The sequence below is a fragment of the Candidatus Enterococcus ikei genome (assembly GCF_017316105.1).
In the GTDB taxonomy this organism is placed as follows: Bacteria; Bacillota; Bacilli; order Lactobacillales; family Enterococcaceae; genus Enterococcus_L; species Enterococcus_L ikei.
Genome location: NZ_JAFLWD010000057.1, coordinates 1 through 11,827, shown reverse-complemented (window position 1 = coordinate 11,827; position 11,827 = coordinate 1). Strand labels below are relative to the sequence as shown.

The 11,827-nt window shown below is 35.6% G+C and carries 15 protein-coding genes and 2 tRNA genes; 2 read left to right on the top strand and 15 right to left on the bottom strand.

From position 1 onward, the window contains the following. Positions 1-41 precede the first annotated feature (41 nt). The 15 genes from JZO69_RS16170 to yidD form a co-directional block, all read right to left on the bottom strand. Complete coding sequence (locus JZO69_RS16170) at positions 42-227, bottom strand: hypothetical protein (protein WP_207113842.1); 186 nt, start codon at positions 225-227, stop codon at positions 42-44. 122 nt (positions 228-349) lie between these two features. Next, a tRNA-Gln gene (locus tag JZO69_RS16165) sits at positions 350-421 on the bottom strand. Between the two features lie 9 nt (positions 422-430). Next, positions 431-511: transfer RNA gene (locus JZO69_RS16160), tRNA-Tyr, on the bottom strand. Between the two features lie 91 nt (positions 512-602). Then, complete coding sequence (locus tag JZO69_RS16155) at positions 603-836, bottom strand: DUF2969 domain-containing protein (RefSeq protein WP_207113841.1); 234 nt, start codon at positions 834-836, stop codon at positions 603-605. 85 nt (positions 837-921) lie between these two features. Further along, positions 922-1,776 carry a hypothetical protein gene (locus JZO69_RS16150; RefSeq protein ID WP_207113840.1) on the bottom strand — a complete coding sequence of 285 codons (855 nt, stop codon included), beginning with the start codon at positions 1,774-1,776 and terminating at the stop codon, positions 922-924. Positions 1,777-1,794: 18 nt separating this feature from the next. Then, positions 1,795-2,586: a class D sortase gene (locus JZO69_RS16145; protein ID WP_207113839.1), complete on the bottom strand. Its 792-nt coding sequence runs from the start codon at positions 2,584-2,586 to the stop codon at positions 1,795-1,797. A 1-nt stretch (position 2,587) separates the two neighbouring features. Continuing rightward, entirely contained in the window at positions 2,588-3,169 is a 582-nt protein-coding gene (locus JZO69_RS16140; protein ID WP_207113838.1) for a hypothetical protein, read from the bottom strand. A gap of 261 nt (positions 3,170-3,430) precedes the next feature. Then, complete coding sequence (locus tag JZO69_RS16135) at positions 3,431-4,081, bottom strand: CBS domain-containing protein (protein WP_207113837.1); 651 nt, start codon at positions 4,079-4,081, stop codon at positions 3,431-3,433. Positions 4,082-4,085: 4 nt separating this feature from the next. Further along, on the bottom strand, positions 4,086-4,787 hold the full coding sequence (locus JZO69_RS16130) for an ABC transporter ATP-binding protein (protein ID WP_207113836.1): 702 nt from the start codon (positions 4,785-4,787) through the stop codon (positions 4,086-4,088). Continuing rightward, complete coding sequence (locus tag JZO69_RS16125) at positions 4,787-5,563, bottom strand: ABC transporter ATP-binding protein (RefSeq protein WP_207113835.1); 777 nt, start codon at positions 5,561-5,563, stop codon at positions 4,787-4,789. The genes JZO69_RS16130 and JZO69_RS16125 overlap by 1 nt, the downstream gene beginning before the upstream one ends. Beyond that, on the bottom strand, positions 5,544-6,512 hold the full coding sequence (locus tag JZO69_RS16120; protein WP_207113834.1) for a branched-chain amino acid ABC transporter permease: 969 nt from the start codon (positions 6,510-6,512) through the stop codon (positions 5,544-5,546). Before JZO69_RS16120 ends, JZO69_RS16125 begins: the two co-directional genes overlap by 20 nt. A 9-nt stretch (positions 6,513-6,521) precedes the next feature. Next, the gene (locus JZO69_RS16115; RefSeq protein WP_207113833.1) at positions 6,522-7,400 is read right to left on the bottom strand and encodes a branched-chain amino acid ABC transporter permease; all 879 of its coding nucleotides are present in this window, start codon (positions 7,398-7,400) and stop codon (positions 6,522-6,524) included. 113 nt (positions 7,401-7,513) lie between these two features. Next, positions 7,514-8,683 (bottom strand): ABC transporter substrate-binding protein, encoded by a 1,170-nt coding sequence (locus JZO69_RS16110; RefSeq protein WP_207113832.1) that lies wholly within the window; start codon positions 8,681-8,683, stop codon positions 7,514-7,516. 362 nt (positions 8,684-9,045) lie between these two features. Beyond that, complete coding sequence (locus tag JZO69_RS16105; protein ID WP_207113831.1) at positions 9,046-9,927, bottom strand: ROK family protein; 882 nt, start codon at positions 9,925-9,927, stop codon at positions 9,046-9,048. 19 nt (positions 9,928-9,946) lie between these two features. Continuing rightward, a complete protein-coding gene (gene yidD / locus JZO69_RS16100; RefSeq protein ID WP_069646722.1) occupies positions 9,947-10,237 on the bottom strand; it encodes a membrane protein insertion efficiency factor YidD in 291 nt (96 codons plus the stop codon). 266 nt (positions 10,238-10,503) lie between these two features. Between yidD and JZO69_RS16095 the strand changes: the two genes are divergently transcribed. Together JZO69_RS16095 and JZO69_RS16790 are read left to right on the top strand one after the other, a co-directional pair. Further along, positions 10,504-11,490, top strand: coding sequence for a pectate lyase-like adhesive domain-containing protein (locus JZO69_RS16095; RefSeq protein WP_207113830.1), 987 nt, complete (start codon positions 10,504-10,506; stop codon positions 11,488-11,490). 199 nt (positions 11,491-11,689) lie between these two features. Next, a partial coding sequence (locus tag JZO69_RS16790) for an SPJ_0845 family protein (protein WP_277989643.1) occupies positions 11,690-11,827 on the top strand: 138 nt, incomplete at its 3' end.

The following is an 11,827-nucleotide window of genomic DNA, read 5'->3' as shown; positions in this document are numbered from 1 at the left end:
TCAGTTTTGCTTCACACTCTAAATCTAATTTATTGAACTTTTTAGCGGTTCTTAGCACGCCATTTTTTTGTATGTGCCGTATCTCTGGTAGAAACGATTTGAATACCTACTGGTTTCTCGCTATCCTTCTTTTTTGAAAAAAGATTTACTTTGACATCATATTTTCCTTCACGTGCTAAATCATACACTTTTTCAGCTGTTTCAGTTATTTTCTCTTTGATATTCATTTGATTCACTCCTCATACTTTTTATTCACTTTATCACATATTTATGGAAAAGAGAACAAAAGTTATCGTTGACGTTTTTCCATAAAAAAAGAACAACTCCAACTGAGTTGTCCTAATAAAAACTGGGGTAGCTGGATTCGAACCAACGCATGACAGGATCAAAACCTGTTGCCTTACCGCTTGGCTATACCCCAAAAGTGAAATGGAGGAAAGTGGATTCGAACCACTGAACCCTAAGGAACGGATTTACAGTCCGTCGCGTTTAGCCACTTCGCTATTCCTCCAAAAGGTTTTTAGTAACAAACCTGACTTAGTTATAATACAAAACTTTTAAACAAAATGCAAGCCTTTTTCGAAAAAAAGTTGTTATTTATTTTAGTCGTTTAAATTCCATTGGCGAATAATGTATTCGATCGCTTCATCCAACGTTTTTACAGTCGCTTCATTGCGCCCGTCAATCATTACTGCAAACTTTTTTGAGTCTTGCGGTAGAACTTGCCCAATTTCTTTTTTACCAATCATTAATGTGCTCACTGTAAGTAGTTCGCCGTTGATTTTTTTCTGTGTCTCTTCAATTCTTACTTCTATATCTTTATTTTTCTTTGACATTTTCATCCCTCCAAGAGTCTATGGTATCATGTTACGCCCAAAAAAGCACCTATCATTTAAGATAGATGCACAATGTTTTTTTTATTTAAGCGCTAAATAATTGTTTTCTCTTGATTTCACTAAGTATACCACAAATAATGCCTACTATAATTGAGATAATTCCTATAATAATAAACAACCATAAGAAACTTGATAAGTACGTTTGAATGAAGTCATACATCGCTTTTGATTGAATTCCCAACTTTTTTAAGAATCCTTGTAACAAAATAAATGCAGGAACTACGCTCATCATTAAACCGCTACCTACACAAATGTATGCCCAATATCGCAATAAACGGTGAAAATAGCCTCTTAGCGAAGAGTAAAGAGATAAACTTAATAACGCCCACAAAACGCCGCAAATAACCATAAAAATAACTAATTTGGATTTATAATTCATGACTTTACGCCCATAAGAAACTAAAAATGGTAATTCAATATAGCCTTTATAAATCGTTACAGCTTGCTCAGCTAATCCATTTACAGCAAGCTCCGACTCTGGGGTTGCTTGAATATTTTTTTCTTTCATGTAATCTGTGATCGATTGAGAAACAGCATCATGAATTTTTTGTTGATTTGAAATGGTATATTTTGATCCTGAATTATACATTGCCTCAAAATATGCATTTACATCAGCTGTTACTGATTCTTTGCTGATCGATTGTTTTAGTACGCCTTCTGGAATATTACTTCCTAATGCACTATTTTCAACTTGTTGATTGATTTCCTCAGTTAATTCTGAATAATAATCTGCTTTAGCTGCTTGCTTTGCAATATAACTTTCGCTAAAAAGCGTTACTCTCAATGTTATCAAAATCAAAAAGGCAAACAAAAAGACAGAGGATAAGAAAGCAATAAAAAAGCGAGAAGTTAGTTTCATTACATGTCCACGATTTTTCATCTGACTGATTCTCCTCCTTTACAACTTCTCATTGATGATTGGTCCAGATACATAATCTGCAGAAACAAAAACACGCTCTGGGGTTAATCCAATTGCATCTAATGGATAGCAGGTATACAAAATCAGCGATCTTTTTGAACGGTCACCTAATTTTGTATTGATGGACGAATCTTTGTAGTCAGCAACTTTTACTTCTGTCACTTGATAAGTATAGTCACCGTAATGAGTATGAACATTTATTTCATCCCCAGGTTCTAAATAGTAAATTTTTCCAAATGAAGGCAAATTATGTCCTCCGATCAAGGTTGTGCCCAGATCTCCTGGAATCATACTGCCAATATACTGTCCTGCGCCTAAACGCAGAATATCATCGCTATCTCCGTAATATAATGGTTCATTAATTCCAACTTTATCGATCACTACCTCACCAAACTGATCTCCTCCGACCGGATAGACCATACTTGAAGAAGATAATTCTCCTTTTTCAGACACTTTTGTATCTGCAACTTCGGCTGATTCTGTATCACTTATTGTATCAGTTGTTTGGTTAGTGGTTTTATCTACTGCTTTACCCACTACTTTACCCTCTGTTTTGTCTGACGATATTTGCTTGTTTCCTTGTTTTCTTTGAGCAAAGAGGTTTGTTCCTTTTTGATCAAAAGAAGGAGCATCATTCAGTGAAATCAATTCAACCGCTGAAGAAGCGAAATTAATGACAGGTGCACCAATTATGTAAATAATAAGATAGCCAAAAAACATAAAGAGAAGAGGCACGTAAATAAATGCCCCTACTCTTTTTAATTGTTTCATATTATGCTAATTTGTTCTTTCTGCTCACAAATACTGCACCTGCTGCAGCAACGATCAATGAGCCAAAAGTGATTCCGCTTAATGCGTAGTTTGAACCTGTATTTTTCACTGGAGAACCAGCTTTATAAACAGGCGCGCCGTTAGCATCTGTGACTGTCACTGCAGAGTAGCTTCCGCGAGCTCCAAAAGTGATTTTCACGCCTACAGCATTACCAGCAGCAATCGCGTAATTCTGTACTTGAGAAATTACGTTTGTTGGCAATAAACCAATTGCTTGTGCAAGTGAGTTAGCACCTGAAGTATTAACAGATACACCTTCAACTAAAGCACGAGCTGATTGGATATTTTTTACAGCTTCATCTACTTGAGCTTGTGTTAAATCAACACGTTTCAAGTGATTTTCAGCTGCATTTGTTTCAGCTGCATCAAAATTGAATTTTTTGCCGCCAATTGTTGCGCCAGCATTCAATTCATTAAGAATCGGCTGTTCTGTTGCTGAAATAGCACCGTCAGCTGAAGCAGATGTTGACGCAAAACTCAACACTGCTATTGTAGCAACGATAAATCCAATAACTTTTTTCATTTTTTTTCCTCCCATCATAAAATATTTATAATTAATTACAGAAAATCGATAGACATTCTGCAAAAATTATACCAACAACAACAACCCTTAAATAGTTAAAAGGCATAGAGAAAGAATATCAAAGTATTAAGAGACTTCAATATCCCAACTGTGGTGAATGAAACAAGTAACATTTTCACATCACTATATAAAATTATCACAAGCCTCTTTAATAGTCAAACTGTTTTACAAAAAAATATTTCAGTCAATTAAAAAACTTTTTTATTCTCTTTTTGACATAAGAAGTGCTTCAAAAACATCATATCCAGCTTTTTTTAAAATCTGCTCAATTCGTTGCGCTTCACGACTTTCGATTTGTAGTTCGATAATTGTTTCTAATTCTTTATGATTCACAACAACTGTTAATATGCTAAAATCATTCGTTGCTAACAACTTTGTGATATCAGCTAAGATGCCTTTATGATCTTCTGGAATCCTAAGTTGAATTCGTGTGCCTCCATCATGATATCCAGTAATTTTTAAAAAAGCATCAAAAATATCATTATTTGTAATGATTCCAACTAGTTCATTTTGAGAGACAACTGGCAACACGCCGATATTATTTTGGCGCATTTGGAAAATAGCGTCTTCTAAAGAAGACTCAGGTTTGATCGTTTCAACAGTTTTCACCATTACGTCTGCTACAGTTGTCTTATTTAATAAATAGTTCACTTCATAAACACTCAAACTGGTAGCTTTTGACGGCATCGCGGCTTGAATCGTTCCTTCTGTGATCAAGCCAACAAGCTGCTCATTCTTTACTACAGGTAAACGATGAATATTATTTTTTTTCATCAAATCAACTGCATCAAAGATCTTCATTTCTGGTTGCGCAACAACTAAATTTTTTGTCATAAAATCACTTACGCTCATTTAATTATCCTCCTAAGTATGCCTTCTTCACTTCTTCACTGTCAAGTAAATCTTTGCCACGACCATTTAAAACAACTTCTCCAGTTTCCAAAACATAGCCACGATCTGAAATCGAAAGTGCCATTTTAGCATTTTGTTCGATTAATAAAACAGTTGTTCCTTGTTTATTGATTTCTTCTATAATATTAAAAATTTCTTGAATAAATATTGGAGCCAGTCCCATAGATGGTTCATCTAATAATAGTAGCTTAGGCTTCGACATTAGCGCTCTACCCATAGCCAACATTTGTTGTTCTCCTCCAGAAAGCGTTGAGGCATCTTGATTTTTTCGTTCTTTCAAAATCGGAAAGCGTTCGAAAATCACGTCATACTCCTGTTTTAAATCCTTATCTTTTCTTAAAAATGCACCCATTTCTAAATTTTCCTGAACAGTTAAACCAGAAAATACATGGCGACCTTCGGGTACTTGACACAGTCCTGCTGCAACAATTTTTTGTGGCATCATTTTTTGAATTTCTTGTTCTTCAAACGTGATTGTGCCGTTTGATGGGCGGTTGAGACCGGATATCGTTCTTAATATCGTCGTTTTACCAGCCCCGTTAGCTCCTATCAAAGAGACGATCTCACCTTGTTCTACATTAAAACTAACATCCCGAACTGCTTGAATCACACCATAATGTACGGATAAATTTTCAACGTTCAACATCACAGCTCACCTCCTAAATAGGCTTCGATCACACGTGGATCATTTTTGATTGCTTCCGGTTTTCCTTCCGCTATGACCTGACCATACTCTAAAACATAGATTCTTTGACAGACATCCATAACTAAACTCATATCATGTTCAATTAAGACAATCGTGATTTGAAATTCTTTTTGGATTTTGCGGATCAGCTCAGTTAAATCAGCCGTTTCTTGCGGATTCATGCCCGCTGCTGGTTCATCTAAGAATAATACTTTTGGCTGGGTAGCTAAAGCTCGAACAATTTCTAAACGTCTTTGTTCTCCGTATGGTAAGTTTTTCGCTAAATTTTGAGCTTTGTCTTCTAAACCAAATATTGCAAGTAATTCAAAAACTTTCTTTTCCATGTCTGCTTCTTTTTTATAAAAAGCTGGTAATCGTAAAATACTTGAAATAATGCTCTCTTTATTTTTACTATTCATTGCAATTAAGACATTATCCATCACCGTCAAATCTTTAAATAATCGAATATTTTGAAAAGTTCGGCTTAGACCCATATCTGCAATTTTGTAGGGTTTCATTCCATTTAAAGTATGTTCTGTTCCCATAATATCTAATGTTACAGTTCCTTCACTTGGCTCATAAACACCCGTAAGAAGGTTAAACAAGGTAGTCTTACCTGCCCCATTAGGTCCAATCAATCCAATAAGTTCATTGGTTTCTAGAGTCAAATTAACATTCGAAACAGCAGCTAATCCGCCGAAGTTTTTTGTTAAATTACTAACCTTCAATAGAGGCATTAGATTTGTCCTCCTTTTTCTTAAATAATTTTTTTACTGAGAATTCCCACGTTCCTAATAGCCCACCTGGTTTAAAAATCATAATAATAATCAAGGCCAACGCATAAATGATCATTCTTAATGCACCAGCATCTTGTAAGAACATGTTTAAAATTCCAAGTACAATTGCGGAAATAAAGGTTCCTGTGACACTACCGATACCACCAAAAACCACGATGATCAAAATATCGATGGATTTCATAAAACCAAAATCTTTTGGTGCAATCGTTTGAACATAACTGGAATAAATCGCTCCAGCTACACTTGCTGTAACCGCACCGATAATAAATGCAGCTACTTTATATTTTGTTGTATTCACACCCATTGATTCAGCTGCGATCTCATCTTCTCTAATTGCCATCGTTGCACGTCCCGGACCACTATTAATAAAGTTAACAATAATCAACGTTACAACAACCACAAAACCAAATACTAGCGACCAATTGACCATTGGCGGAATACCAAAAATACCAGCAGGTCCATTTGTGATATCTCCCATGTTGATAATAATGATTCGAATGATTTCAGAAATTCCCAAAGTCGCAATTGCTAAGTAATCTCCCTTTAATCTCAAAGTTGGAATACCAACTAATAGTGCGACGATCCCAGATAAAACGATTCCTAGTAAGATCCCACTGAAAAAGCCACCCATTGTAGGATATTTGACTGACATAATCGCCGCACTATAGGCGCCTATCGCCATAAAACCGGCATGACCTAAAGAAAACTGTCCAGAAAAACCAATAATCAAATTCAATCCAAGTGCCAACATGATATTGATACCGATTGTAATCAACGTATATTCAGTGAAAGGCGTAATCACGCCAGTTACGTATAATATATAAATAAACGCATACGCCGCAGCCGCAATTAAAAGCCAAACAAGATTATATTTTACATTCTTTTTCATGCTTGTCACCTACACTTTCTCTTTGATATTCTTGCCGAGAATTCCAGCAGGACGAATCAATAAAATAATAATTAATAATGCATATACGACTGCATCTTTGTAATCAGAAAAACCAAGTGCAATCGTGATCGTTTCTAATAACCCAATCACAAAACCGCCTAAAGCTGCCCCGGGAATGATGCCAATTCCCCCTAAAACAGCCGCAACGAATGATTTAAGACCAGGAACGACTCCCATCATTGGATCGATTGAATTATAATACAGGCCGATCAACATACCAGCCGCAGCAGCTAAGGCTGAACCTAATGCAAAGGTAAACGAAATCGTACGATTCACATTGATCCCCATCAGTTGTGCTGCATCCGCATCAACTGAAACTGCCCGCATCGCTTTTCCCATCTTGGTCTTTTTAACGATTAATTGTAAAGCGATCATCAATACTAACGAAATAACTAAAATAAGTACTTGAATATTTGATATTTGAATAAAACCTAGTTGATAATTTTTAAACTCAATTGCTTGAGGAAACGATTTTTTTTCTGGTCCTAACCAATAAATCATCCCATTCTGCAGTAAAAATGAAACCCCAATCGCGGTAATCAACGCTGCAATCCTTGTTGACTTTCTCAGCGGTCGATATGCTAAAAATTCAATTACCACACCAATTACAGCAGCACCTGCCATTGAAAGAATCAGTGCTGGAAAAAAGCCTAAATTTAATTTGTTGATAAAGAAATACCCCATAAAGCCACCTAACATATAAATTTCTCCATGAGCAAAGTTGATCAATTTAATAATACCGTAAACCATTGTGTACCCTAAAGCTAACAGAGCGTAAATACTCCCTAGAAAAAGTCCATTGACTAATTGTTGGATAACTACTTCCATGTTTATCACTTCCAATATTTTAGAATAATTGTTCTTTTTTTAAATAAAAAAGAGGACGGACAAAACGCAGAACCTTGTCTCCCCCTCTTTTCATTTCTTATAGATAGTTGTTCTTATTTAGGATCTACAGCATCTGCAGATGTTTCTTTTCCATCTGTAAGTCCTAGTACTACAGCAGATTTTTCAGGATTGTGATCTTTATCCATCGTCATTTTTCCTGTTACCCCAACAAAGTCTTTCAATGATGCTAAGCCTGCTGTGATATCTTTTGAGTCAGCTGAGTCTTTATCTTCCATTGCTTGTTTCAACATATAAACAGAATCATAGCCTAGTGCATTAAAGGCAGATGGTTGTTTGTCATATTTTTTCTTGAATGATTCTACGAACGGTTTCACTTTATCAGTAGCTGGTGCTTTTTCTGAGAAGTGTCCTGTGTAATAAACTTCAGAAACATTTTTTGCTCCAGCGATTTCAACTAATTTTTCATCACCGAATCCGTCAGCGCCAAGGATTGGTTTGTCGATACCCATTTCGCGTGCTTGTTTGATGATCAAACCAGCTTCTGCATAGTAACCAGGAATATAGATTGCATCATAATCAAGGTCTTTGATTTTTGTTAGGATCGCTTGGAAATCTTTATCGCCTGCTGTGAATGTTTCTTCTTTGGCGATTTTCCCTTTGTAAGTGTCCTTGAATGATTTTGTCAGACCAATGGCATAATCACTTGAGTTATCACCAATGATCACGACATTTTTAGCTTTTAAATTATCTTGAGCAAAGTTTGCTAAAATAACTCCTTGGAAAGTATCTTGGAAACAAGCTCTAAAAATATATTCTTGAACTTTATCATTTACAACAGTGATGCTGTCATCTGTTCCTGAAGGTGTGATAACTGGAACTGCTGCTTTTGTCATATTTGGAATTGTCGCTTTCGTTGCACCAGATGTTGCTGGTCCGACAACGGCAACAACTTTATCTTTGGCTGTTAAATTGGCTGCAACAGATGTCGCTTCGCCATTTTCCGATTTATTATCTTTTTCGATTAATTCTAATTTTTTGCCAAGAACTCCTCCAGCATCATTGATTTCCTCAACTGCTAACTTGATTCCTTCTTTTTCAGCATTCCCGTATGCTGAAACATCTCCTGAAAGCTCCATGTTCATCCCAATCTTGATTGTGTCACCTTCAACCTTATTTCCACCACCACTTGCGCCTCCACCGGCTGCTGGACCACATGCTGCTAATAAAAACAGACTAGCAAATAAAAAACTAAATTTTTTCATTTTATTTCCTCCTTGATTTTAAAGCCTGTTATGCTAGTCAGCTCTTACTAGAAAATAGGAGAAACAGAATGTGGTGCTTTTTATCACAACCAGTTTCTATCTTTTCCTGAAGAGCTAGCACAAAAAGCTAGATGATTTTAAAGCTAAACGAATTCGTAAAGCTAGATAATTTTCTTTGCGTATATAATTATTAAATAAGTATGTATACAAATATAATCAAAAATAGGTTAAATGTCAACGAATTTTCAGAAAATTTCTATAATTCAAATTATTAGAAATCGTTCGTTACTTATACAGATGGATTATTCGGCTTTTTTACATAAAAAAACGTCTCATTGCAATTAGCAATTTGACGTTTTCCTTTAGTAATTCTTTTTAGTTTGGTTTGCTAAAAAATTAGCTGCTGCCCCAATCAAATTGGCATCATTCTTAAACTCACACGTCACGATTTGCGGAATAAAATCATGCAATTCAAAATGATCTAATTTTACTTTCATGCGTTGGTTGATTTCATCAAGTAACCCTTTTTTAGCAGACACGCCGCCACCTAAAACAATCATCTCTGGATCAAGAGAAAATTGAATACTAAACAATCCTTGGGTTAAATACTCATAAAAATTATTGACCTCTTCTATCGCTAATTCATCACCGGAATCTGCAAAAGCAAACACATCTTCTCCAGAAAAAGTCTCTTTCTCTACACCTTTACGTTCACAATAACGCCAAGCCATTTGGACCACTGTCCCTAATTTACTAAAAGTTTCGCCTCCACTTAGATACATCAAGCCAAATTCACCACCATAAAGATGCGCACCTTTAGTAATTTGCCCATTATGGAAAATCGCACCACCGATTCCAGTGCCCACAACAACGAAAGCCACTTCTTTTTTGCCCTTAGCAGCACCTTCATAAATTTCCGCCATTCCTGCACAATTTGCATCATTTTCGATTGCGACAGGAAGGTTAAATAGCTCTTCTAGTTCTTTAAATATATTAAATTTATGGATATAAGGAATCGCTGAAATCCCATTGATCATTTGTTTTTGAACGTCTACTACGCCTGGTGAGCTAAAGGCTACACCTTCTACTTTTTGATTGATTCCTTCATACACGGAAAATAACGACGCTTTCATTTCGTCCCATGTTTTCGGTGTTGTAAATTTTCCTTTGTCGGTTATTGCTTGACCGTTCCAAATCCCATATTTTACTGCTGAACCTCCAAAATCAAATGCTAAAATCGCCATCCCTTAAACCCACCCTCATCTATTTATTATGCTTGTTTCTTCTATAATTATAGGGACCATGATATTCCTGATCCGGATTTCTTTTTAAACTGAATTTCAGCGGCACATAATCGATTCCGCCTTTTGTTAGTGGATGACACCGTAAAAATCTCGCTGTTCCCATTGTTATTCCTTTGATGCTACCGTGTGTCTGGATGGCATCAATCATATATTGTGAACACGTTGGGTGATAGCGACAACTAGCTGGAAGTCCTGGGGAAATGAAACGCTGATACCCACGAACCATTCCGATAAAAATATTTCCTGCCATTTCGTCCCTCTTTTCTCTATCCGAAAAAACTATACCTTTTTTTGTAACCAAATGCAAGAAGAGAATCACTGCTTCAACCACCCCTCTCAAGCTAATGCAGCTTTCACGTTCTCTGACTCATTTATTTGTTTAAACTATACATTTATTATATAAATAATAAAAAAATATTATTTAAAAGTAAATTTACAAGGGTTTTCAATTGATGCATCAAATAACATTTGTTATTATTTGTATGTATTAATTTTCTATTAGAGAGGACGATTCAAATGAAAAAGACAATCTTTTTAGGGGTTTTAAGCATTGCTTTATTTACAAGTTTCAATAATGTAAATTCAGTTCATGCAGAAGAAGTAAGCAACAACGATCAGCAGGAGATTTTAGCAACAACTGTAACCGTTAGTACGTACGAAGAATTGAGAAGTGCTATTAGTAACGATAATGGTGTCACTATGGTACTACTGGCCAACGATATAACACTTGAAAGAGGTATTAAGATTCATCCTGCTAAAAAAGAATTGACCATTAACGGCCAATCCCATACGTTAACAGAAGCCACTACTGGCAGCCACGGAACAATTTATATAGAAAATAATGATGGCACTAAAACCATCAATTTAAACAACCTTTCAATCTTAGGAAAAAACTATTATGGTCCGGTCAATATCGATGATAACGTCTATGGTGTTACGCTTAATTATTCAAACATCACTTATAGTGGTCCACAATTAGTTCATAATATCCATGGCTATGCTACTTTTTCTGGCACCACAAAGGCCGAAGTCAAACAAGTTATGACAAATTCTGATACGCCGCAAGAATTTGCTGAAGCATTAGGAATCACGATTAGAGATTCATTTAATTTAGAGCATCAATCCGTTGCGGATAGTGCTTTCTGGTTTGGTCTTGGTAATGATCATATTCCGTATTTTTCAATAGAAAATAACGCAAACGTTTCTATAAACATAGCAAACAACACCCTTTTTTACGTGGATAACAGCAGTACTAATCCCTTGGATATTACGGTTGGTCAATCTGCTAAATTTAATGTTACAACTATTCGAGAATTATTTAGACTCGGTAATGCTGGAAATCTGATTTTCCAAAATAATTCTACAACCAAAATTGAACGAAGCACAAATACAACCAATGCGCCAACACTGAAAGTATCAGGAACTATCAAAGTCAATAAAGATGCGATTTTCGATATTAATCATGCTCCTGAAACAACTGCTAATAAAATAGTCGGTAGCTAATGTTAACTACCTAATACTATAGAAACCTGAGCAAACTGATTTTGGTTTAGTTCAGGTTTCGTTTTTTTTAATCGTTTTCGTCATCATTTTCTACTTTCCATACAAAAAATCAATGAACTAAAATTTTCTTAAAAAATCAGAAAAGCTACTCAAGAAATCGAAAACATGCTAAAATGAACTAGAATGGAGGCGATAATTCATGGGATTAAAATTCGAGAGCCCGAACGATCTAGATAAGTTATTTGATTCCTTTGCTGTTGACCCTAAGAAAAAAGAAATGCCTAAGGAAGAATTAGAAAAAAAAGCTATTGAAGCTAAAAATAAAGAACAAGCAAAA